This is a genomic window from Aquimarina sp. TRL1 (assembly GCF_013365535.1).
In the GTDB taxonomy this organism is placed as follows: Bacteria; Bacteroidota; Bacteroidia; order Flavobacteriales; family Flavobacteriaceae; genus Aquimarina; species Aquimarina hainanensis.
This window is the reverse complement of record NZ_CP053590.1, coordinates 4,760,931-4,784,788: the sequence shown is the minus strand read 5'-3', so window position 1 is coordinate 4,784,788 and position 23,858 is coordinate 4,760,931. Positions and strand designations below refer to the sequence as shown.

Sequence of the window (23,858 nt, the reverse complement as noted above, 5' to 3'; positions counted from 1 at the left end):
TGATAATAAGTAACATTGTTTTTATAGTTCATCATTTCAAAAAAATGAAATGATATAATACCAGTTACTGAAAGTAAATTGTTGTGTAAAGTACTCATTTTTAGGGTAGGTTTATTAATAGGTTTTATATTACATTTTATTTTTAAAAAGGATAAAAATGGCTACAAAACCGCATACAATTTACTATTTTTTTAGATTATCAAAATTTTATTTTAAGATTTTTTATGTAATATAATTACTACATTTTTTATTTTTATGAAAGTTAATTCTTACTTTTTTATTATAAATTGTCAGATATACAGAAATATAGGGTGTGATAGTTCATTGTTATTTTTTTATAATATGAGTTTGTTGTTTTTTACTTGTTTAATCTATTTTTAATGATGTTGATGATTCTGTAATAGCAATGCGAGAATGATTAAAGCGAATTCGTGCATTTTTCTTTTCGATTAGACTACCTAATAGATGACCATAGTTCTCAATCTCGTATAATTCTTTTCTTACTTGATATAGCTGTTCATTGATGAAATGACTATCAATATGTCCAGAGATAGATTCATTGAGAACATCGATGAGCGTTTCGGTTTTTATCCATCCGATATGGGATGAAGGGATTTCCAGAGACATATCTTCCTGTACTTTTTTAGCTAATAAAAGTAAAATAAGGTGAGATGAAGATGCGCCTAATACGATTTTATAATCATTGATTAAAACCGTAATAATAACTTCATTATAAGAGGGGCATACTTCGAATAAGAATGTGATATTTTTTAGGATGTTTTTAGAGCGTACTGTATCTTCAAGGTCTTCATTTTTATGAAATATCCAATGTTGATTTTGAAAACGGATAAAATCCCCATCATTAATGATCATAGATCGTTCATCATTTTCTAAAATCCATTTTTTGTCCTCATTAATGTATAACATACAATCTTTTACATCATTATTAATTAATAATACTCCGAGATCTAATTCTATATAAGAAGCATCAAAAATATTTTGAATATAACTACAGGGTTTGTTGAGGTTTGTAATTTTCCAAAAAGAGTCATTTCGTTGGGTGAATTTTATTTTTTGACCAACTTTTAATTGAATAATATCATTGTGAATAAATTTGTTATCTACAAGTGTTCCATTTTTGCTTTGATCTTGTAAATACCAGGAATCCCCTTTCCAAAATATAATAGCATGACTTTTTGAAACATCATTTTCCGGTAAAAAAGTGTTTACTACGGCTTTATTTCTACCAAATAGATGCTGGGTGCTTAGCACAATAACTTTACCAAGTTGATTATCTTTTAGGGTTGCCATTTTTGGGGTTGTTAATAATAATTGAACCTATATAACTTGAGAATGGGAGTAGGTTTCTTATCAAGTTTATAAAATATTTTATGTTTTCAAACGCAGGTGTTTTTATAAAATGATTGATTAAAAATACGTACGAACAGGTATAGGTTTAAAAGTAAAACAAATCTAATTTGAAAAGTATCATGTTCCAATAGGTGAAAATACCTGTTGTATATCTAATAATGATGGTTTTTAGGAAAAGTAGTGTAGCGGTAGTATATAAAAGTCTCTGTCTTAATTTTATTAGTATACGGTTACTTCGTTCTAATTACAATAGTATATAATATTATACTATTGTGTGTAATATTGTGGTTGAATATTCTTTTTTTATGTAAATTTGTAAAAAATATAATGTAAGGAGTTTCACACTGTTTTTTTAAGGTAAAAGTATCCTTTATAAATATTAGTTATATAAATAAAGTATGCACATTGATTAATTTAAAAAAAGTAAAAAGCATAAAACAAGCAATAGATGTAGATTGTTTTGTATAGTAAATAACAACCATCTTAGAAAAAATAGAACACATGAGAGACAAAGAACTGATCATTGAGCTGATACGTCAGGATTTAAAACACAATCAATTGGTATACGGATTAGAGAGAATAGGATTGGAAGGAGCCAGGCTTCACCATCTGGAGATCTATGATATGATTCACCGTTTTATGGAAGTGCCAGAAGGCTTAGTCGGAAATCGATGGGGGATGACGTATGCTAATTTTATGAAGGATGCCGTAAATTACCCCATAACACCTAAGGGAGATTCACTTACACCTTTAGCGTATGCTTGTTATACACAGTTAAAAGAAGTGTTGGAGGAGTCGAAGTAGTGTGTGTGCTACCTCATGTAGAGAAAGCCTCTGTGATATATATCAGAGGCTTTGTTTTGAACAGGATTAATACCAGAAGCAGTAGCGACCGTTGATGCATCTTCCTGCATCACAAAATTCACCCCATTGTGTTTGAACGCAGCATCTGGATCCAGAACCGGTACATCCACCTCTTCCGAAACCACCACTGATTTTCTTTTGCTCATTTTTATTGATTTCTTGAGCTCCTGATAAATTTAAGATGTTTTTTAGCATGATAAAATGATTTATTGTTAAACACTAACTACTCAAATATAAGTAGATTGTTAATCAAATAGTTACGCTTTTTCATCAGTATTGTTATGGTAATTATTTTAATTATTTATGTTTATAACTCACTAAACTCTCTGGTTATTAGCTGTTTTTTTTAGTTTATGTGCTGATTATTAATGGTTTATTGGTTTTGGTGAGAAATGTAAATAATGCCCTTATTCAGTAATCAAATCTTACTTTTGTAGATTAACACCTTTGCTGTTTTTTTACTTAAAAAATGTTAAAATTTAGAATCATATAAAAACATCCGTGTGTTTAAATTGTTGTTAAACAGTTGTTTAAATATGTTTTTTTGTTAGGATTAAATGTTACCGTATTTTTTTTGTGTTTTTACCGTAAACTTAGTTTTTCCCAAAACATTACATTTGAAACGTATAATATAGAAAAAGTAATTTTTCATTTCTTTTATATCGAGCCCCTCAAGATTATGTAAAGAATTAATTGATTGACAAACATTCATTTCAATATTATGTAGAAATGATGGGACTCAAAGTAGCGGAGCTTTGCTTTTAAATAAAAGAATACTTCTCTTACTCATCTTTCCTTTTCATTTCTAAGAAAAAGAGAATACAATAAATATATGTTACATCCGTATTAAATAAGGTAATAACTTAATATTTATTTTACATTTTAGTTGTATACTAATTACTTTTTTTTCTGAAGTTTGCATTGAATGTTTGCTCATTCTGTCTTTTTTCAAAGATATTATGCAGTACGTATAGTGATTGGTAGTATGAATTAATTGTTTGTGCCCCTACACTATAAGAATTTAAATTTACTTTGATTAGTTGATGTTTTGAGAAATGACATTTTCTTAAAAGAGAAATATACCAACCCCACTTTCTATCAAAGCATCAGCGATATTTTATAAATGTATAACCTTTAATAGTAACTGTATAGCTGTATTAAGTGAATACCCCCCTACCGTCACAGAATATGGTTTTATGTAAAAACAAAAAAATTAAAAAACAATCATTTTATAACGTCAGTTTAATTACACACATTGATTATTACCCTTAAAACACAATGTCATTTATGAATAAACCTATAAAGAGCGGTTGGTATGTCCTCTATGTAAGATCAAGACATGAAAAAAAAGTAGAAAAACTCCTAAAAGAAAATCAAATAAAAGCGTATTTACCTCTGATTAAAACGGTTAGAAAATGGAGTGACCGGACGAAAACAGTAGAATTGCCATTATTCCCATCGTATGTATTTGTATATATTAATTCTTCGATGGATTTTTATAAAACACTGTCCATAGAAGGTACGGGGGCTTGTATTCGATTTGGATCAGATTATGCAATTGTAAAAGAAAATGAGATAAAAAAAATAAAACTATTAACCAGTACTGAAGAGATTACTAATATTGAAAAAAAACTGGATATGCCCAAAGTAGGGGAAATCAAAACAATAGAACAAGGACCTCTGTGTGGTTTGGAATGTGAAATAGTAAAAACAAATAATGAAAATAAAATTGTAGTAAGGATAGATTCTATTCAGCAAAATATCACTGCGACAATACCTTCATACTATTTGTCAAGTTCATTATGTGTTAATTAGTTTTTAGGTATCAAAATATACACAATCAATCAAAAATAAAACATATTTATACAAAAGGAGCAATAGCTCCTTTTTTGCTGCTTAGAAGTTCTGTCGAGTTATACAAAATGATTTTTATAACGCTTTTTTTAGGGAATATTAACTGCTTTTATAAAAATTAAAAATGATAAAAAAAACGTCTAAATTTAACGGATATACAATGAGGTTATTTAACAGAAAAGTTATAATATCACTGAATCATAATTGTAGCTGTTAAAGCAGTCATTCTAAACTTTAGATACGAATTCAATGGCTACATTTGAATAATAAGATAACTTTAATCAACCACCACTAATGAAATATTTTTATAAACTATTACTATGTATTGTGGTAACAATTAGCTGTAATCAAAAAAAAGAAGCTAAAAATCCCAGTATATATGATATAGAGATTCAATCTATTACAGGAGAAACAATGAAGCTTTCCGATTATAAAGGAAAAAAAATACTGATTGTCAATGTAGCATCAAAATGTGGTTTTACTAAACAGTACAAAGGATTACAGGCTCTATACGAAAAACACCAGGATTCTCTTGTTATTATAGGAGTACCCTGTAATCAATTTGGACAACAGGAACCAGGAACCAAAACTGAAATACAATCTTTTTGTAAGTTAAATTATGGTGTTACATTTCCATTAACAGAAAAAGTAAACGTACAAGGAGAGGAGCAACACCATTTGTATCAGTGGTTAACAGATAAAACCTATAATAAAAGTAAAAACTCTAAGGTAAAATGGAATTTTCAAAAATACCTGATAAGTGAACAAGGAACATTACTAGATGTTTTTTCCTCAGAAATTCCTCCACTAAGTGATCAAATAACAAAATACTTATAATGAAGTACCTTTTTTTTCTGATCATCTTTTTGATCATAAATTTTGCAGCGCTGGGAATAGGAGTCTATTTAATGAATAATGGACCAGTATCAGAATGGTACATATCACTAAATAAAGCACCTTGGTCTCCACCAAATTGGTTATTCGGAGTTGCCTGGTCTTTTATAATGGTATGTTTTTCTTTTTATATGGCAAATCTCGTTGTTGTTCGAATAAATAAACAAATAATAGTGCTGTTTTTTGCACAATTCTTTTTGAATTTTTTCTGGAATTTTGCCTTTTTTAATCAGCACTGGGTCATGGAAGCTTTTATTATATTACTAGTACTGACAGCTATCTTAGGATTTTTCCTAATCAGATATGCACGGGATGTAAAACAATTTTCTTTATTGGCATTACCCTATTTTGTATGGTTGTTATTGGCGTGTTCCCTAAATGGATATGTAGTGTTTAATAATTAATGAGCGCTTAACAAAGCTGTTATTAGAGTTATGTTATTTCGATAAAGGGAAGTAACTTTAGCTGGCACCCTAGACCTAGGTGTTTTGAGAATTGTCTCGAAATTGCAATGTATCCTCATTAGAATCCTTATGTATTCGTCTTTAGGACATATATCTATAGTTGTATTTCATTCGAGCCTTCGAAGATTTTATATATGTGAGGATAATTTGCTTTGAAATTTTCAAAAATGAATTCTGTTGGAATATCTTCAAAATGACCGTAATCATCTAAATATTCCATGAATAGATTCCCTGTATTATCATATTGTTGAAAGATCGCATCCTTTTTTCCATCAAAATCTAGTGGAGGGACATTGCATTTATAACAGAGTTCTTTATTAAATGCAGGGGATACTTTAACCCATGAACCCTCTAAAAAAAGATTCACCATTCCATGTGGTGTAATTTCATTGGTACCGAATTTCTCTGTAAGACGCTCCACTGCGATATGATTTTTTACTTTGGCAAGATGAATTCTGGCGGGAATGCCAACAGCCCGAAGACATGCAATAAGTAGTATAGATTTATCAACACAATGTCCTTCCTTTTTGACAGCTATTGTACTTGCTTTATATGCATTCTCAGTAAAACTGAGATGATAGGGATTGTACCTCCATTGATCTCTGACTGTTAGATATAACTGTATAGCTATTTCTTTTTGAGAATAGGATTGATTGAGAAATGCACCTACGATTTGTTGGATTTCATCAGTGCGATAATCAATATATCGGGTTGGCTGTAAGTAAACTTCTATATTATTCATAAGCAGCTTTCGTTTGTGGGCTTAATGCTTCCGTAAATTTAAAAATTGCAGGAAATCCTCCTGTATGCCAAAACAGTACCTTAGAATTTACTGGTATCTTTTTCTTTTCCAGGTGATCGATCATTCCATAAAATGCTCGTCCAGTATATACAGGATCCAAAAGAATCCCTTCTTTTTGTGCCAGGGTAGTGATGGCCTTATTTTCTTGGTGCGTAAATACACCATAACCAGCCTCATCATATTCTTTATTTAGTGGAATATCGTCAATAGTATAGCTGCGATTAATTGGCAATGTCTTGCTGCCTTCTCGAATAATGTCCAATACCACTTGCTCTAAAGCTGTTCCATGAGTTTCATCTTTATCGATATTAATAGGGATTAAGGTTGTATTTAGATCGTATATTTCACACCCCATTGTTACCCCGGCCTGCATTCCTCCAGAACTGGAGGCAAAAAAGATGTAATCTATTTGTACCTGTTGAGAGGAAAGCTGTGCTTTTAGTTCTTTTATAGCGTGGACAAATCCCATTGCCCCAATACTATTAGATCCTCCATATGGAATTATATAGGGTTTTTTCCCTTGTTGTTCTAATTGTTTTTTTAAGGAAATAATATCTTCTCCTTTTCTATTGTCTCCTGTAAAATGAATGGTAGCTCCAAGAATCGAGGATAGCAATAAATTCCCATCAAATTGATCCGGGCGTGTACCTCCGAGCATTAAATGACATTCTAGATTAGCTATAGCACAGGCAGCAGCCGTTTGACGACAGTGATTAGATTGTTGCGCTCCTGCAGTAATTATCGCATCACACCCTTGATGCAAAGCTTCTTGTAATAAGTATTCAAGTTTTCTGGTCTTATTTCCTCCAGTAGCCAAACCTGTTTGATCATCACGTTTTATATAGATAGTATAATTGTCGTATAACGTAGAAAGTGTTTTTAATTCATGAAGAGGTGTCGGAAAAAAACCGAGATTATATTTTGAAGCCATTTCAGTCATGTGTATCTATAATAATTGGTTTGCACCCTCTAAAATAATGTAATCTATAGCATAGAGATGTTAATTTTTCGTAAAAAACGATGATATGATCATGTGCATATCAATGATATGTCGAAAATTAGAATACGAAGAAAAGAAAAATAAAAAATGCTAGCACTCTGGTTTTTTGAATTGTGAGAAAAGAATATTCAAAGCATTGGGGAATATATTTTAAAAAAAGCATTAGGGATTGTTTAACATTTTTAACGTTAAAAGCACTTAATAACAGTAGGAGTTTGTAGTTCTTTTTTGATAATCGTATTAATACTTCTTAATGAAATAACAATTAATCGTTAATCTTATTTTTCACAGGACTAAAGAGTATCTGAGCGACTAATTTTGAGGTATTAACTAATTTAAATATAACGATGAAACAAACTCAAAAAAATCGCTTCTCTAGGTATAGAGAACTTTTTAGAAAAAGAAAAAACATCAACAAGTTAGCATGCTCATCCTTATTCATTTTTTCGATGGGAATGTATGCTCAGACACCTGCTCAGCGATCAGTCATTACACAAAAGAGTAATATGAGTGTATTGCATCAATTGCAAACGGGACTTGATAAGCAGGAATCTACAGAAAAAAAAGAAGCCTTACGTCTGGCCCGAAAAAATCATTGGGAAGTAGAAATGTATTTGGAAGATGGGAGTTACGCCGAGCTTCAAAAAATAGGAAAAAACGGTACTCCTTTGTACTATACAACCTATAACACGGATGCAGCAAAATCAACAAGAACGGATCACTTAAATACAGGAGGAACTTTAGGACTTCAATTAGATGGACAGGGCATGACCGCATATGTTTGGGATGGAGGACATGCGAGAATAACACACCAGGAATATGATGGAGCAGGAGGAAATGACAGAGTAAGTATAGAAGATGCAGCTTCAGAAGGAGGAGTAAAGTTAGACTATCATGCAGCACATGTGACAGGAACTATTATAGCTTCTGGAGTAGTTGCTAAAGCAAAAGGAATGGCTCCTATGGCAAAAGTAAAAGGCTACAAATGGAATAAGGATAAGTCAGAAGCAACAGCAGCAGCAGCTAATGGAATGTTAGTATCCAATCACTCTTATGGGTGGAAAGTGCGCGATCGAGACGGTACTCCATTATTACCTGATTTTTATTTTGGAGCATATGTAGATGAATCGAGAGCCTGGGACGAGATTATGTATAATGCCCCTTATTATTTGATGGTCTCAGCAGCTGGAAATAGTGGACGAGATAATACCGTAAACAGTAAGCCTTTAGGAAATAATACATTTTATGATAAACTTCATGGTCATGGAACTTCTAAAAATAATCTGGTGGTTGCTAATGCCCAAGATGCTGCAATTACTCCTGATGGAACATTAACAAATGTAGTTATAAACGAAGGGAGTAGTGAAGGTCCCACAGATGACCTGAGAATCAAGCCGGATATAGCTGGAAATGGTACAGGAGTGTATTCAACCTTTGAAAACAGTGATACTGCTTACAGAAGCATTGGAGGAACTTCTATGGCTTCGCCCAATGTAGCAGGGACATTATTGTTATTACAGCAACATCATAACAATGTGTATGGAAGTTTTATGAAAGCGGCTACGCTAAAAGGATTGGCACTACATACAGCCAGCGATGCGGGGGATAAAGGACCCGATGCTATTTTTGGCTGGGGGTTGTTAAATGCGAAACGAGCAGCTACAGTAGTATCAGAAAAGGGAAAAACGACCAAAATAGAAGAACATACCTTAACCAACAATCAGACTTATACGATTACTGTAGAATCTGATGGAGTATCCCCGTTGATGGCATCCATATCATGGACCGATCGACCAGGAACACCTACTACAGAATTAAATTCCCCAACAGCAAAATTGGTTCAGGATTTAGATATTCGGATAACACAAGGAACAACTACCTATAATCCGTATAAATTGATTAGTATAACAGCAAATGGGACAGGAGATAATACGGTAGATCCTTATGAAAGAATCGATGTAGCAAGCGCTTCGGGAGTATATACGATAACAGTAACTCATAAAGGAACTCTCGTAGGAGGAAGTCAGGATTATTCTCTTATTATTTCTGGTATTAAGGGAACGGCAGCTACTTGTACAGCAGGCACCCCAGAGAATATAAACTTTACGGATGTAACAGAAACTTCAGCAGTGGTTTCCTGGAATGAAGTCCCTAATGCCACATATGAGTTGCAATACAGAAAGAAAGGAGCTTCTCAGTGGACAGAAGTAACATCAGCCAAAACAACATATTCTTTGCAAAACTTAGCATCTTCTTCAGTATATGAGCTACGATTGAGAAGTCTTTGTACAGATGGAAGTATGTCTTCATATAGTGAAATGCGAACGTTTACCACCAATGGAGGACAAGTAGTTTATTGTGCGACCCAAGGTAATGATGCTAGTTATGAGTATATAGGAAATGTAATTATTGGGAAAATAGACAATACCTCACAGGGAAAAGGGTACAGTGATTTTACATCCATATCTACAGCGGTGACCAGAGGAAGTACTCAGGAAGTTCAGCTTACTCCTGTGTGGACATCGGGGAGGTATAACGAGGCATATAGTATCTGGATAGATTATAATCACGATGGAGATTTTGAAGATCCGGGAGAGCAGGTTTGGACTCAGGCAGCAACAAAAGTTACTCCTGTAAAAGGAAGTTTTACGATTCCTGAATCTGCCAGATTAGGAGCTACCAGAATGCGTGTAGCAATGGCTTTTAGAACCGTATCAAGTCCATGTGGAGTATTTGATTTTGGAGAAGTCGAAGATTATACAGTTACCATTGAAGCACCAGCGACAACTGATGAAGATGAAGAAGATAATGAAGAAGAAGCTTTTACGATATTTCCTAACCCTGTTATCAATAATAAGCTTCATGTTCAGCAATATGAGAAGAAGCATGATACCTTTGCTATTTATAATAGCCATGGGTATAAGGTGATATGGGGTAAATTTATAGACACAATAGATGTCAGTAAACTGGATCCAGGGATGTATCTTATTAACATAGATGGACACCTAAAGCGTTTTATAAAACAATAAAGAAGTTAGCGTAGTAAGAAAAATCCCTAAAACACTTGTTTTAGGGATTTTTTTGTGCGTCCTTTTTTATCCAAGGAAATAGATGAAAAAATCATCATCATTTCATTTTTTGTAAAAAGTAAATTGTTGAAGAGAAAATGAAAATCTTATCGTAAATTTATAATAAACAAAATGTTAGTTTTCTACCCGGAAAATTGAGAAACCCCATTTCAATGCATGAGCAATATTAACAAATTAAAAATAAGCCTATGGAATTAGAGTTAAGAAGGGAGTATGGGAATATTTTCGAAGAGGAACTGATACGTGAAATTATTCAGGTAAGTGTTTATAAAGAAGTCCCGGCAGGGGTTACTATGATGGAAATAGGACAGTATGTGAAGGCAATGCCTTTGATACTTCAGGGAGCGATTAAAATTTTGAGAAATGATAAAGAAGGAGATGAATTGCTTTTGTATTTTTTAGAAAAAGGAGATACCTGTGCAATGACATTGAATTGCTGTCTTGGAGAAACTAAAAGTGAAATAAGAGCCATCACAGAAAAAAAGACACAACTGCTGATGATTCCTATTGAAAAAATGGAAGAATGGACATCTCGGTTTAAGAGCTGGCGTACTTTTGTTTTCCAAAGCTATCACAATAGATTAATGGAAATGCTAGAAGCAATAGACAATATTGCTTTTTATAAAATGGATGAACGTTTATTAAAATATTTAAAAGAAAGTTCTAAAGTACATGATAGTACTATAGTACATCATACACATCAAGAAATAGCATATGATCTTCATACATCCAGAGTGGTTGTTTCTAGAATTCTTAAAAAATTGGAAAATCAGGGAAAAATTTTTTTAAATAGAAATAGTATTCAACTCCTCTTTAATTAAAGTAGTATTAAAAACTCATTCATTAATGGATAAAAGTACATTTCAACTGAAAATATAAGAAGTGTAACTAATGTTACTGTATATTTCATCGATTGTATATATCTTTAGAATAAGTTAATGAAATATTGAGGGATTGATCATTTAACAAGGTCATTAAAAGCAGAACGAAGAAAAAAGCAATACAACCAGAAAATTTTATGAAAAACTAATGATTGCGGGAACATTCGTTTTTTTAAAGAATCAAAAATGGGGTAAGATTGACTTTTAGGATACATTTTTCGTTCTGCTTTTTTATTGTAGGCTATTTATGATCTACAAAAATCATAACAAAAAGTTAGAAGTTATCCTATAAACAAATGCAATACCTAAAAGAATAGTTAAAGAATACTAATGATCGTTAAACCCTTATTCTATAAGGATAAAACAATTTACTTTTGTCCCTGTTAAGGTAGACGATTTTATTTGATTGATTAGGTTTATTGCGAAATAGTAAAATTGTAAAAAAAACTACCAAAGACACTTACATAGGAGTTGTAAAGAGCTGTTTTATACAGCTCTTTATTTTTTTATACCTGTATATTTTTAATTGCTAAAAAATGACAGTTTTTTACACAATATACTATTTGGTAGACCGCATTCCATATCAAGAGGGCAAAGTTCCTCTTATTTTTTATCTACAGCTGTGGAGATAGTGAGGTGAACTATAAAAAAAACTGTAGTAGCTGAGTATAATAAATGAAGTAAGTATCTTATAGACAGTATGCTATATGATATATGTTAATTGCTGTTTCAAGAAGAGGATACATTTTTTGTACAAAATATTAACAAATTTTATCAAAATCAGATTAGGAAGACACTTTATTCTCAGATACTTTTACACCAGATAAACTAATACCTAATCCGTTAAAAATGAAACATATCTATTTTCTTATCTGTTTACTTTGTACCTCTGTTTTTTCTCAAACAGTCATACAGGAAGATATGCTACAACCCTATTTGCACATACCGATTCTGGATGAAGTGCATTCAGAGTCTTCTCTAAAATTAAAAAAGATAGGGTATGATGAAATCCCTTTGCATATTGAATTTAGAGGAACTTTGTTGGAAGCAGTAGCATGGGAAGATAAAGAAGGAGCGCATATTCTTCTTTTTTCAAAAACGGGAACGTTCGCTTACAAAGCTTATGAAGATATATCCAAAACCAGATATACTTTTCAGGATAAGGCAGCATTATATGTCTATATGTTTACGAAGACAAAAGGAGATGATACCTATAAAAGACAATGGAGAGTGTATGATTATGCCAAAAACTATGGAGTAGATATGTATGTAGGATTTATAAAAAAAGCAACAACGATTACAGATGTTGATCAAGATGGAACAGTAGAAGTAAGTATCCCATATCGATTAATTGTTCGAGGGGGGATTGATCCAGGAGTGATGAAAATTATTGTATATGAAGGGACGAATAAATATGCTCTCAGAGGAGAAACAGCTATTTGTTTGACGAAAAAGAAACAGGAAACACAAGAGTTTGGAGGAACGTTTAAAGCAGATAAAAAAATACAACAGCATAAGAAACTGTTTAAATTTTTGACAGAGCGGTGGGAACAACATAAATGTGAGGCATTTTGAATGTATTGTCAAAATAACCATAGATTGATAATGCATTATCGGTATAATCATAAACATTACAAAGATTGATAATTAAAAAGCCTCTAAACAAAAACGTTTAAAGGCTTACTAACTTATTAAAGAGAATGAGAGATGAGTTGGCTTTACTTAATTAAAATCAATTCCCTGTCCATAAAACAAGCACAAGATAGTTACGAATCTGTTTAACGATGTAAGATGTATATTAAGGAATTATCAAAAAATGATTGACAAAAATTAATATCTCCTTTTCCTGAATGTCTTTAGTAGCTATAACATCATATTTTGATTAAACGATTCGAAATGTAAGCAGTCTAATTAGGTAAAAACAGTATCATATGAGATATATCTTCCATATCATTTTCTACTTTTTTATCAGTTGCGATTCAGGAGAAAGTCAAAACGAATCCTTTATAGAAAACAAGGAAATAACCATTCAGTATAAGCAGCTCCCAGAGGAGGACCCTAATCTATTGAGTTTAGATATATATTATACCACAGCAGTATCAGAGAAGAAACCGGTAGTAATATATGTGCATGGTGGAGGATGGAGTTTAGGGGATAAAAGAAATCAATTAAAAAACAAAATAGCACTGTTTCGATCACTGGGGTATGTTTTTGTGAGTATTAACTATCGATTAAGTCCTTTTCCTTTTAATATTACTAACCCTGATCGAATTAAATACCCTACGCACAATAGAGACTTGGCAGATGCTATCGTATGGACATATCATAAAATTGGAGTTTATGGAGGAGATAAAAATAATATAGTGTTGATAGGACATAGCGCTGGGGCTCATCTCGTAGCACTAACGGCAATAAATCAACATTTTATTACAGAATCAGGAGGAAATCCAGCGATGATTAAAGGAGTCGCAGTTATTGATACAGAAGGGTATGATGTGGGAGAACAGGTAAAAAACGGTGTATTAAAGAAAATGTATCTAAATGCGTTTGGAGGGGATGAACAACTGTATAAAGAAGCTTCTCCATTGCATATGATAAAAAAAGAAAATAGACATCCCAGATTCTTTATCGCGAAAAGAGGAAATTCCAGCAGGTTAGAGATCGCGGATAAATTTATAAATAGATTGCAATCCAATGGAATAACAGTTGATCAGGTAGATGGAAGTATATATGATCATGAAAGAATTAATACAGCAATAGGAGCGGCTGGAGAGGAAGTCATTACAAAACCGCTAACATTGTTTTTGTCTTCTTGTTTTGAGTAGTGGGTGGTATTTTCTATTTAGGGGTTAGTTCAAAACAATGAATCATTTGTGTTATTTTAGGAGATAAGCCGTATGGCTCCCAGATAAGCTTATCATTTTTGAGTATGGAGGGATTCTGACCAGATGTGATATATTCTTTTACAGAGGTGATAATTGCATCATCATTCCTATTAATAGGTAATATAGACCCTGCACCGGGAATACAATAGGCATCCTCATAGGCATAACAAAAAACAAGCACGGCATCAGCTTCATTCAGATGACTGCCATAAAAGCAATCTGATACAAATACTTTTTCACCCTGGTACTTCTGTTTTGCTAATGTTGTACTGTAAAGAACCTCTTCTATTGAGATACTACCTTTCTGAGAGGTATATATATCAGTATGAATAGGAGTTTCTTTGATGCTTTTTATATGCCCTTTGAATACTAAAGCATAGGGCTCTCCACACAAACCAATAAAGGGACCTGATTCACTCCACCAATATGTATATCCAACTGTTAGTGTATCTGATTGCTGTCCATGAATCAATAGGAAAGTGAAGTAGCTGAGTATAAAAAAGAGAATACGTTTCATAAATGATAAGATGTTTTCTGTTTTTTTATAAGTGTTCTCGATACAGATCTCGGAGTATTCATATCTCAGTGATCGAATAAACGTTTGTTTAAATATATTGTTTTAATAAGAAAACGATCCAAAAGGGTGAACATTGTGCATAAGAAGTAATAATCATCTTATAAAGGGGATATTCCTTGTTTTAGTAAGGGGGATTTCCCTGGGGCTAAAAAAATAAGAGCGTTTTAATGTGTGTTTACTATTTGTGAAAAAATAATGAAATAAAGGGAAGAATCAGTGCTATGCCCATGTATGATGTAATCTATAAGAAAGGATATTGGATAAATATACTAGAACGATACATAGAGAAAAGAAATTTAGTAGATTAGAGTGTCAAATAGATCAAAAATGATTGAAAAATTTCTGTTGTGGATTCTTTTTTTGGGTATGCTGTGGAAAGCAAAAGCTCAGGAAATGCTTTTTTTTAATCAGATAGAAACATTATCTAATGAGTGGATTACGGATATCGCTCAGGATGAAAAAGGATTTATTTGGATTGGTACTGAAGATGGGATAAACCGGTATGATGGTTATAAATTGCAGTTGATTCGTCATGTAATAGAAGATAAGAATTCGATAGCAGCTAATGCGATTCATGAAATAGCCATGATTAAAGATACTGCATATTGGATAGGGACACAGGGAGGAGGGATTTCTGTTTTTTATCCAAAAGAAAGACGATTTGAAAACCATAGAAAACACCCGAAAGGAATATTTTCTTTTGTATATAAAATTATTCAGGTAGCTTCTGATACACTGGCAATGGTAACGGATGAAGGAGTATTTCTGTATACGATGAGTACAGGAGAGACCCATCAGATAGAAGAAGGAAGTACCACTAGCAAAATAGGAACAGGTAATGGAGTACTATGGATAAGTACCAATAATGTTTTATACGGCTATGACGTGCGTAAAAATACCATAGTAACAAAACAGGTTTTTGAGCAGAATATAAGAATGATTTCCGTACTCCAGAAAAAGGTACTTCTCTCTTTTACAGATCACATATTATTGCTGGATAAAACTAAAGAAGAGAAAAAAATACCGGTTACAGATGCGATACGGTACATGACCAAAAATGGAGATATCGTATTCCTGGCGTCTGAAAAAAAGATATATACTTTTGATCCTGATCAGGAAAATATTAGGATGATAAACACTGCTCTTCCACTGCATCAGGCAGATATAACCAGTCTTTTTTTAGATCAACAACAGTTGTTATGGGTCGGGACATCCAAAGGATTGTACAAAGAAAAAAATAAGGTTGCTATTTTTAAAAATCCCAGCATATCATTACATGCACGACGTATCATCAAGTATAAAGAAGCAATTTATATAGCAGGAGAAACAGGATTATACAAGATCGATAAAAATAAAGAGATGCAGAAATTGTTAGCTGGTGATATGCTGGCATTGCACGCATCAGAAGAACAGTTGTTCGTAACGAACCGAAAGGGAACACTTTTTACTATTAGGGATGACCAAATAGAAAAAGAACAACAAATACAGCGTAGTGATTTCAAAAGATTTAGTGCTTATGGAATCGCACAAGATGCACAACATAGAATTTGGGTAGGAAGCTGGGCTTCCGGAATTTTTGTGTTCGATGCGTCAGGTAATTTTTTGCAGGAAATCAAACTGGATACAAATTCGGATAAGGGAGAATCAAAAATATTGCAGATGTACCTGGATCATAAGGATCGCTTGTGGATAACAACTGCGGCTTATGGGCTTTATATGCTTGCCAATGCTTCTTCTGCAGACCTTACTACTCCTGTCCCTTTTCAGCAGTATACCAGTACCAGAAGTGATACGACTTCCTTGACATCTAATGTTTTGTTTTCCGTTGCAGAGGATCAGAAGGGAACGATTTGGATAGGATCTGATATGGGAGTAGTTGCCTATCAGGAAAAAAATAACGCTTTTTTGAGATTAAAAAAAGACGCAAAGCTGTTCGATAAAAAAATAATGGCTTTAGAAGCTGATACATTGAATAATTTATGGATTACGACAATTAATAGTGGTGTATATGTATACAACGTGATATCGAAGGAATGGATGCATTATACTACAAAAGATGGGTTGATTTCAGATGCGTTTTTATTTACATCAATGTATTATGACCAGAAAGAAGAACGATTGCTAGCAGGAACCAATAACGGGATACAAACAATAACAGTTGATACCGAAGTAAAAGTTCCTGACTTTCCTCCTGTAATAGTTACTGCTGTCAGGGTTCATGGAGAGCCTTCTGATTATTTGGCAGATTTTAAAACTCCTTTTGATCAAGATATTCAGTTATCGTACTTGCAAAATGATTTTTCAGTCCGCTTTTCTAACCTGGATTACAAACATATCCCTAACATACGATATGCATATTCCATGGATGGGGGAAAGTGGAAAGAAACTGATGTAGAAACGGCGTATTTTTCTAATATTGCTTATGGAGTACATGAACTTAAAGTAAAACCAGTGTACAATTCTTACCCAGCAGAGACGGTACCTGTAAGTATTCTAAGCATACGAATACATCCTCCCTGGTATCAGACTATAGTAGCTTATGTAGGGTATGGACTTTTGTTTATCCTCATCGGAACACTAATTATTTACTATTTTCTGAAAAGCAAATTAGCTACCCTTAGAGCAGAAAAAACAAAGGAGGTTAATGAATTGCAATCCAGGATGTTTGCTAATATATCTCATGAGTTCAGAACCCCTGTAACTATTATAAAAGGATTGGCTAATACAATATTGAAACAAGAAAAAAAAGAAGAGCTGGAAGAAAAAGTAATGGGGATTACAAAATCAAGTGATCAGATATTAAATTTAGTCAATCAGATGTTGGATTTGGCCGCATTAGATGAAAAGAAAGTAGCACTGAATTATATAAATACGAATATTATCGCATTTATAGAAAAATGTGTGAAACTATACACTCCCTTGGCAACTTCCAAAGGAATTGCAATGAATTTTCATGCAGAATTTCCAGAAGTATGTATGGATTTTGATGATGATAAAATTCAAAAAATTATCAATAATCTATTGTCTAATGCCATTAAATTCACTCCGGAAAAAGGAACTATTAAAATAGAGGTAAAAGTAAGAGAAAATCAATTAGTACTAATTGTATCAGACACAGGTATTGGTATTAAAAAAGGACAATTACCTTTTGTTTTTGATCGGTATTATCGGGCAAATCAATTTACAGAAACCATGGGAAGTGGAATCGGCATGGCATTGACCAAAGAATTGGTGGTTTTATTAGAAGGAATAATTGAGGTACAAAGTGAGCTGGGACAAGGAACTACTTTTGTGATTTATCTGCCGATACGAAATGCATACCCCTCAGCGAAGGAAGCAGTACATACAATGCCGTTTATCAGTCGGCAAATGAAAGCAAAGGAAGAAGAGCCTTCTAATACTATCCGGTCAGAAGTATGCATTCTGGTAGTAGAAGACAGTGATGAAATCAGGTCGTATATGAAAGAACTATTGGGAGCAAAGTATACCATATTAACAGCGAATAATGGAAAGGAAGGACTCATAATTGCTCAAAAAAGAGCAATAGATTTTATCATTAGTGATATTATGATGCCGGTTATGGATGGTTTTGAGTTCTGTAAGCAATTAAAAAGCGATGTAGGAACCTCTCATATTCCTTTTGTTATTCTCAGCGCCAGAACAGAAGCATCGGACAAAGTGAAGGCATATCAGTATGGTATTGATGCCTATTTGCCAAAGCCTTTTGACGAGGAGGAACTAATGGCGATTATTGCTAACCTGATCAAAAAGCAAGAAGAAAGGAATCGTTATTTTGGAAAATTATTACAACTGAAAGAAACTGCTATTGAAGAGAAAGACATAAAAAAACAAGAACTTGATTTTATTAAAAAGGTACAGGAATATGCCTTGCAAAAAGATCAAAAACTAAGTATTGACCAGTTGGCTAAAGAATTGTATACCAGCCGTACCCAATTGCATCGAAAAATTAAAGGGCTAACAGGAAAGTCAACCACACATTATATCAATCATATTCGCATAGAAAAAGCCAAAGAATTATTACTGACTACTTCTTTGCATATTGCGGAAATCTCATTTGAGGTGGGTTTTGATACCCCAGCGTATTTTTCGAAAATATTTAAGAAGATAGAAGGAAGGTCCCCATCGGAGTATAGAAAAACGAAAGAATAACCCATCAGAAACAATAGTACTACTCATTGGAACAATAGCTATAGTAAAAAAAAAGGCAGTAATATAGGTTTGTATGGTACAATCAAAACTATGCAAGCTATATGTATTTTGACACAGATAACAAGCAAGGATTACTTCAGTTTTTTGAGGAAGAAATAGTAAAGACAATAGGGAAGGAGCATATACAAGCATTATCCATACTTAATTATTTTGCCACTTCCTTATTTGATAAACATTCGGTACATGAGGTATTGTGGAGCATTACAGAAAACTGTATCTCCCAACTCAATCTGGAAGACTGTGTTATTTATATATTGGATCATAAGTCGAATACATTGGTACAGAAAGCAGCCTATGGCAAAAAAAACAAAAAGGAAAGAAAGGTAGTAAGCCCAATTGTAATCCCGTTACGTCAGGGAATTGTGGGACATGTTGCGACGAGTGGAGTTCCAGAGATTGTAGATGATACAGAAGATGATGAAAGATATATTATTGATGATAAGCCCCGAAGTTCAGAATTAACGGTTCCTATTTTTTGTAATAACCAAGTGATAGGAGTGATTGATTCAGAACATTCTGAAATAGGTTTTTTTACCAAACACCATCTACAGATGTTTCAACTGATAGCACAGTTATTAGAAAAAAAAATGACCCACCTATTCGCACGTAAAAAAAACGTTTATACAGATGATAATTCTTATTTCCAGGCTTTTTTAACGCTTGTGGAAACAAAAAAAATATATAAAAATCAAGATGTGAGTTTATCCATGGTAGCAAATATGCTGGGAATCAGTGCTAATTACTTATCTCAGCTGATTAATAAGCTTACTCATGAGAATTTTACCCGATGTATTAATACTTATAGAGTAGAAGAAACATGTAAAATGCTTAGAAGAAAGGAATATGCACATTATTCTATTACGGGGATTGGTTTGGAGTCCGGATTTAAATCCAAATCTACTTTTTATAAAGCATTTAAAAGAATTAAAGGAATCACCCCCCGGGATTATAAGAACAAAAGTGCCATACGATCCTCTCATTTTTTAGAAGTATAACTTCAGCATGCTTTTTTATATAAAGAATACCAGTAAATATTGAATCTGATATTTCTACATATATATTACAGGATAGGTTTCACAGGGAGGTGACACATTTATTTTTTTATGACGTCTTTGTAGTATTAGTTAAAGGGAAAATCTATATATGAAATAAGATGAAATATTTCTTTTAGACCACTTTCGTAGTTTTATTCCCGAATCACAAATCAATCAATGGCCGTATGAAGGTTTACACTACATTTTTTATAGGATTAATCTGGGTATTTTTTTTAGGTTGTGACCGAATACATACGACTATGTTATTAGACTATGCTGAATATGCTGAATATACAATGCCAATTGCACCACTAAAAGAAGGAAGACATACAAGAATACTCAATACTACGATAGAACAATATGGTGAATCCATTCGATTAGATAAGAAAACAGGCATTATATCGCTATCACCAGGATCCTATAATATTAGTGTTAGCTCAACACTTACAGATTCTTCAATGCCAGCCATAGTATTAAAGAAAGGAGGATATTGTTTATTGCGGTATGTAGGAGTAAGCGATGATGAGCCTATTGCAATTGGATCGATATCAAAAACCACTAAAGAAGCGAGTACGATTGATACCTATTTTAATACAGATGTACCGGTTCGAATCTTTTTGTCATATGAAGTAGAAGATTCATTAGAAAAAATAAAAGAACAAGTAAAAAGAGAAAAGGAGCAAAAGATGACATTTTCTCATATAAATATTCAGCAATTATAGTTCTTTATCATCAGTATGGCCTAGATACTTAACTTTTTCTTTCCTAATTTTTATGACATGTTATTTTTTCTAGTTTCCACATGATATTTATCATATCTGAAATGTAAGAGAGATATTACTTTTGTTTATATATAATGGCTAAATAACCCCACTCTTTTCCTGACATGATTTCTAAGTCAAAAATAGCTAAGTAAACAAATTGTAAATCTTAAAACTTATATTAAATGAAATTAACACTCGCCCCAAACAAAAAAATACAATATCTGCTGATCATTAGCTTGGTGTTTTTAGGAACCAGTATTTCAGCTCAATTAAACACCAAATATGGTTCTTTAACATATCATAATGCAGTAAATGTAGCAGGAAAACAACGGATGTTAAGTCAAAAAATGTCTAAAGCATATTTATTTTTATTAAGTAAGCCGAATGCGCAACAAGCAAAAAAGGATCTACTTTCTAGTCAGATCATATTTGAAGAGCAAAATCGTGTATTATTACAAAATGCAAGATCTAAAAGAACTAAAGATCGAATAGAAGTAGTTAATCAGATGTGGACAGATTTTAAGAAGTTAATAGAATCTACCCCTAATTATGAAAATGCAAAAAAGATAATAGATACAAATACAGACTTATTACAGGCATCTAATGCAGTAGTGTTATCAATTATATCAGACTCTAAAGAGTCTCATAAAAATATTTCTAATGAATTAGAAAAAACATATTCTGTAGAAGATGAATTGGAACTAAATATGACTATAGATATATCGGGAAGACAGCGAATGTTATCCCAGCGCTTAGCTTTTTATTATTATGCAAATCAAATAGCTCTGAAAGATAAAAACTCCGATCAAATGCTTACCAATGTTTTCCATGAATTAGATGGCTCAATTAATAAGTTATTAATTTCGAAATTTAATACTCCACAAATAGATGAAAAGATAGGTTTAGCTTTTTCTAAATGGAATTCAATAAAAAAGAATAGATTAAAATTGATGGATCATGGTTTTGATGTGAATGATATATATAAAATTAGTAATGAATTAACCAGTGTATTTAATGAAATCACAGTTTTGTATGAGAAAGTAAAACTGTAAACTTTTAAAAAAGGATACAGCTTTAAACAAACATTTTTTAAGCTTAACAAAAAGAGCGCATGTAATGCGCTCTTTTATTTCTATGTTTCTAATTGTTTATTACAGTAACCTTCTTTTTAAAAGAGTAGGTAAAGAATGAATTATTTTTGTGATACATCGAATAAATAATTCTCCATTTTGCTTTATTATTAGTTCCGAATTTTGGAAATTTTAAGGAGGTAATATTCGAATCGACTTCAAAAGAATCAACAGGATCCCATTCTACGTCCGGTTTTGCAGGGTTTTTTACCTGAAAATAAATCTTATACCGTCTTTTATTAGGAGGAATATTATTCAATGCTGTTGGATGTCCGTGATATGCATACGTCACGTTTTTCAATGCTTTAACCTTTTTGGGACCATATAAACCCGGGGCAATTCCAATCACCAGATTTTTATTTTCTTTGCTATCTATGATTTCTACCTGTCCGGTTTTTTCATCTTGTTGGAAATCCATAGACTCGTTTACTTCATCCTTATTACAGGCGGTTAATGCCATGATTACGGATACTACGGATAGATACATTAATTTTTTCATTTTAGTTCGTTTTTAAATAATGATTTGCCTCTGTGTGTTTTTATACAGATAACAGAAGATAATCTGTTTTTAGAACCACTGATTCTAAACAAGTGTTGAGACAAATGTATATATGCCGTATAGATTGAGATTCCAGCATTATTGAACTTCAATATAATGGGAATCGTTAGCGTCTTTTTCCTCTAAAATACAGGGGGAAATCCCCTATATACGATATAAAAAAAGAGCATGATACATGCTCTGATATAGGAAGGAGGGTAGTAAGATTTGTTTTTTATTAGATCGTATTCATTTTTGTTAATTCACGAACCCATTTTAATTTTCCTTTTTTCGAATAACTCTCTGTACGAATGATACCGATGCCTTCTACGTACCATTCTACACCAGATCCTCGAAACTTAATAAAGCCCATTTCGAACAGGTAATCAAATTTCATTTTATATCCTTTAAAAGTTCCTGCAGGAGTTGTAAGGTCACTTCGTTCTATTACTTTTCTGTTTAGGACCTTCATTTCGGAAATAGAGAGAGAAGCATCGCTATCTCCAATTTGTAAAGAAATAGTCCCGTCTTTTAGTACTGTTTCTGTAGTCATATTAGGAGGAAATTCTAAAAAATCTCCCTTAGCATTGATACTAAATGACCCCTTCTGTCCGTTTTGGTTATGAGAGATATAATTAGCCATATCGATAAAAAAATTTCCATCTTCACATCGCAGAATATAGGTATTATTCCCCGCTTTATTTTTTCCTTTAAGCATGGAAGTTTCTATATGAATAGCTAGATTTCCACTAGTATGATTGACTTCTTTTATAAAATGTTTTTCAACAGAGGTAACTTTACCTTTTTTATTGTAATTCGTGTACTCTAATGACATCCCCTTTTTATAAGGAGAAATGGCTTCGCAGTTTTGAGAAAAAGAAAATTGGATACAGAACAATAGTAATACTGCAAGAAGAGAAGCTCTCTTTTTTTTCATAAAAGTTCGTTTTGTGATGTTTTGTTTTCCTTTGAATTGATTAAAGATAAAGATACATTAAAAATGAGTATTCAAAACAACAGATGTGAATTCACTATTAGAAGGTTAGGAATTACATGAATTTATATGGAATTTCATTTTATGTTTAAACAAAAAAACACTTAAAATTATCTAAGGTATTGGAAATTAGTATTGTGCTGGTTTTGCGCTGATAAGAAACAAGTATTACACATAAAAATTGTATGGATAAACTATTTTTGAGTCAGGATGAATATTAATACCTTAGAAGTATCATAAATGAAATCCTTTAAATGATACGTTTTTTACTTCTTTTGTTAGTGTCATTTAACTAAAAGAACATCACCGTAAAAAGTGGTGTTTTTTTGCTTTATAGCATACTAGAACTGTCAGTACACAGGGGCAGTGTTTATCGATTGTATCACGCGTAATTATATAAGAACCTGGTAGGGCAATAAATATGTACATGATAAGGTGCTCATTCTTTGAATAATATATTTTGTTTAATGTTTTTTGAAAAAGATTA

General features: G+C 32.5%; 19 protein-coding genes. 12 read left to right on the top strand and 7 right to left on the bottom strand.

The genetic code is table 11. The features are described from left to right. Positions 1–366: 366 nt before the first annotated feature. Entirely contained in the window at positions 367–1,311 is a 945-nt protein-coding gene (locus HN014_RS19745) for an FHA domain-containing protein (protein ID WP_176030555.1), read from the bottom strand. A 561-nt stretch (positions 1,312–1,872) separates the two neighbouring features. Between HN014_RS19745 and HN014_RS19740 the strand changes: the two genes are divergently transcribed. Further along, positions 1,873–2,175 (top strand): hypothetical protein, encoded by a 303-nt coding sequence (locus HN014_RS19740; protein WP_176030554.1) that lies wholly within the window; start codon positions 1,873–1,875, stop codon positions 2,173–2,175. A gap of 8 nt (positions 2,176–2,183) precedes the next feature. Here HN014_RS19740 and HN014_RS19735 read toward each other — a convergent pair whose 3' ends face one another. After that, entirely contained in the window at positions 2,184–2,381 is a 198-nt protein-coding gene (locus tag HN014_RS19735; RefSeq protein ID WP_176030553.1) for a hypothetical protein, read from the bottom strand. A gap of 1,141 nt (positions 2,382–3,522) precedes the next feature. Between HN014_RS19735 and HN014_RS19730 the strand changes: the two genes are divergently transcribed. From HN014_RS19730 to HN014_RS19720, 3 genes are all read left to right on the top strand, one after another. Continuing rightward, complete coding sequence (locus tag HN014_RS19730; RefSeq protein ID WP_176030552.1) at positions 3,523–4,050, top strand: UpxY family transcription antiterminator; 528 nt, start codon at positions 3,523–3,525, stop codon at positions 4,048–4,050. A 333-nt stretch (positions 4,051–4,383) separates the two neighbouring features. Further along, positions 4,384–4,926 (top strand): glutathione peroxidase, encoded by a 543-nt coding sequence (locus HN014_RS19725; RefSeq protein ID WP_176030551.1) that lies wholly within the window; start codon positions 4,384–4,386, stop codon positions 4,924–4,926. Continuing rightward, complete coding sequence (locus tag HN014_RS19720; protein WP_176030550.1) at positions 4,926–5,387, top strand: tryptophan-rich sensory protein; 462 nt, start codon at positions 4,926–4,928, stop codon at positions 5,385–5,387. Before HN014_RS19725 ends, HN014_RS19720 begins: the two co-directional genes overlap by 1 nt. Positions 5,388–5,541: 154 nt before the next feature. On the opposite strand, the gene HN014_RS19715 is transcribed toward HN014_RS19720, so the two are convergent. Both HN014_RS19715 and HN014_RS19710 read right to left on the bottom strand, forming a co-directional pair. After that, positions 5,542–6,189, bottom strand: coding sequence for a transglutaminase family protein (locus HN014_RS19715; RefSeq protein WP_176030549.1), 648 nt, complete (start codon positions 6,187–6,189; stop codon positions 5,542–5,544). Beyond that, positions 6,182–7,180: a D-cysteine desulfhydrase family protein gene (locus HN014_RS19710; protein WP_217704351.1), complete on the bottom strand. Its 999-nt coding sequence runs from the start codon at positions 7,178–7,180 to the stop codon at positions 6,182–6,184. Before HN014_RS19710 ends, HN014_RS19715 begins: the two co-directional genes overlap by 8 nt. Positions 7,181–7,596: 416 nt before the next feature. Between HN014_RS19710 and HN014_RS19705 the strand changes: the two genes are divergently transcribed. The 4 genes from HN014_RS19705 (at position 7,597) to HN014_RS19690 (ending at position 14,044) form a co-directional block, all read left to right on the top strand. Next, positions 7,597–10,278 (top strand): S8 family serine peptidase, encoded by a 2,682-nt coding sequence (locus tag HN014_RS19705; RefSeq protein ID WP_176030547.1) that lies wholly within the window; start codon positions 7,597–7,599, stop codon positions 10,276–10,278. 248 nt (positions 10,279–10,526) lie between these two features. Continuing rightward, positions 10,527–11,159: a Crp/Fnr family transcriptional regulator gene (locus tag HN014_RS19700; protein WP_176030546.1), complete on the top strand. Its 633-nt coding sequence runs from the start codon at positions 10,527–10,529 to the stop codon at positions 11,157–11,159. 909 nt (positions 11,160–12,068) lie between these two features. Further along, positions 12,069–12,794, top strand: coding sequence for a M949_RS01915 family surface polysaccharide biosynthesis protein (locus HN014_RS19695; protein WP_176030545.1), 726 nt, complete (start codon positions 12,069–12,071; stop codon positions 12,792–12,794). Between the two features lie 356 nt (positions 12,795–13,150). Continuing rightward, positions 13,151–14,044 (top strand): alpha/beta hydrolase, encoded by an 894-nt coding sequence (locus tag HN014_RS19690; RefSeq protein WP_176030544.1) that lies wholly within the window; start codon positions 13,151–13,153, stop codon positions 14,042–14,044. Between the two features lie 13 nt (positions 14,045–14,057). Here HN014_RS19690 and HN014_RS19685 read toward each other — a convergent pair whose 3' ends face one another. After that, on the bottom strand, positions 14,058–14,621 hold the full coding sequence (locus HN014_RS19685; protein ID WP_176030543.1) for a hypothetical protein: 564 nt from the start codon (positions 14,619–14,621) through the stop codon (positions 14,058–14,060). Positions 14,622–15,008: 387 nt separating this feature from the next. Here HN014_RS19685 and HN014_RS19680 point away from each other — a divergent pair, with 387 nt between their 5' ends. The 4 genes from HN014_RS19680 (at position 15,009) to HN014_RS19665 (ending at position 21,761) form a co-directional block, all read left to right on the top strand. Then, positions 15,009–18,851 carry an ATP-binding protein gene (locus HN014_RS19680; protein ID WP_176030542.1) on the top strand — a complete coding sequence of 1,281 codons (3,843 nt, stop codon included), beginning with the start codon at positions 15,009–15,011 and terminating at the stop codon, positions 18,849–18,851. 101 nt (positions 18,852–18,952) lie between these two features. Further along, positions 18,953–19,906 (top strand): helix-turn-helix domain-containing protein, encoded by a 954-nt coding sequence (locus HN014_RS19675; protein WP_176030541.1) that lies wholly within the window; start codon positions 18,953–18,955, stop codon positions 19,904–19,906. Positions 19,907–20,130: 224 nt separating this feature from the next. Further along, positions 20,131–20,667 (top strand): hypothetical protein, encoded by a 537-nt coding sequence (locus HN014_RS19670; protein ID WP_176030540.1) that lies wholly within the window; start codon positions 20,131–20,133, stop codon positions 20,665–20,667. A gap of 224 nt (positions 20,668–20,891) precedes the next feature. Beyond that, entirely contained in the window at positions 20,892–21,761 is an 870-nt protein-coding gene (locus HN014_RS19665; protein WP_176030539.1) for a type IV pili methyl-accepting chemotaxis transducer N-terminal domain-containing protein, read from the top strand. Between the two features lie 88 nt (positions 21,762–21,849). Here the strand turns inward: HN014_RS19665 and HN014_RS19660 are convergent, their stop codons facing one another. Further along, on the bottom strand, positions 21,850–22,338 hold the full coding sequence (locus HN014_RS19660) for a hypothetical protein (protein WP_176030538.1): 489 nt from the start codon (positions 22,336–22,338) through the stop codon (positions 21,850–21,852). A gap of 277 nt (positions 22,339–22,615) precedes the next feature. Further along, on the bottom strand, positions 22,616–23,314 hold the full coding sequence (locus HN014_RS19655; RefSeq protein WP_176030537.1) for a hypothetical protein: 699 nt from the start codon (positions 23,312–23,314) through the stop codon (positions 22,616–22,618). Positions 23,315–23,858 lie beyond the last annotated feature (544 nt).

Bases quoted from the DNA above. Each gene is read 5' to 3' on its own strand.
- HN014_RS19720 (WP_176030550.1), top strand. From the start codon at position 4,926: ATGAAGTACCTTTTTTTTCTGATCATCTTTTTGATCATAAATTTTGCA.
- HN014_RS19665 (WP_176030539.1), top strand. From the start codon at position 20,892: ATGAAATTAACACTCGCCCCAAACAAAAAAATACAATATCTGCTGATC.
- HN014_RS19745 (WP_176030555.1), bottom strand. From the start codon at position 1,311: ATGGCAACCCTAAAAGATAATCAACTTGGTAAAGTTATTGTGCTAAGC.
- HN014_RS19730 (WP_176030552.1), top strand. From the start codon at position 3,523: ATGAATAAACCTATAAAGAGCGGTTGGTATGTCCTCTATGTAAGATCA.
- HN014_RS19725 (WP_176030551.1), top strand. From the start codon at position 4,384: ATGAAATATTTTTATAAACTATTACTATGTATTGTGGTAACAATTAGC.
- HN014_RS19710 (WP_217704351.1), bottom strand. From the start codon at position 7,180: ATGGCTTCAAAATATAATCTCGGTTTTTTTCCGACACCTCTTCATGAA.
- HN014_RS19735 (WP_176030553.1), bottom strand. From the start codon at position 2,381: ATGAGCAAAAGAAAATCAGTGGTGGTTTCGGAAGAGGTGGATGTACCG.
- HN014_RS19685 (WP_176030543.1), bottom strand. From the start codon at position 14,621: ATGAAACGTATTCTCTTTTTTATACTCAGCTACTTCACTTTCCTATTG.
- HN014_RS19740 (WP_176030554.1), top strand. From the start codon at position 1,873: ATGAGAGACAAAGAACTGATCATTGAGCTGATACGTCAGGATTTAAAA.
- HN014_RS19695 (WP_176030545.1), top strand. From the start codon at position 12,069: ATGAAACATATCTATTTTCTTATCTGTTTACTTTGTACCTCTGTTTTT.
- HN014_RS19660 (WP_176030538.1), bottom strand. From the start codon at position 22,338: ATGAAAAAATTAATGTATCTATCCGTAGTATCCGTAATCATGGCATTA.
- HN014_RS19670 (WP_176030540.1), top strand. From the start codon at position 20,131: ATGAAGGTTTACACTACATTTTTTATAGGATTAATCTGGGTATTTTTT.
- HN014_RS19715 (WP_176030549.1), bottom strand. From the start codon at position 6,189: ATGAATAATATAGAAGTTTACTTACAGCCAACCCGATATATTGATTAT.
- HN014_RS19700 (WP_176030546.1), top strand. From the start codon at position 10,527: ATGGAATTAGAGTTAAGAAGGGAGTATGGGAATATTTTCGAAGAGGAA.
- HN014_RS19680 (WP_176030542.1), top strand. From the start codon at position 15,009: ATGATTGAAAAATTTCTGTTGTGGATTCTTTTTTTGGGTATGCTGTGG.
- HN014_RS19675 (WP_176030541.1), top strand. From the start codon at position 18,953: ATGTATTTTGACACAGATAACAAGCAAGGATTACTTCAGTTTTTTGAG.
- HN014_RS19655 (WP_176030537.1), bottom strand. From the start codon at position 23,314: ATGAAAAAAAAGAGAGCTTCTCTTCTTGCAGTATTACTATTGTTCTGT.
- HN014_RS19705 (WP_176030547.1), top strand. From the start codon at position 7,597: ATGAAACAAACTCAAAAAAATCGCTTCTCTAGGTATAGAGAACTTTTT.
- HN014_RS19690 (WP_176030544.1), top strand. From the start codon at position 13,151: ATGAGATATATCTTCCATATCATTTTCTACTTTTTTATCAGTTGCGAT.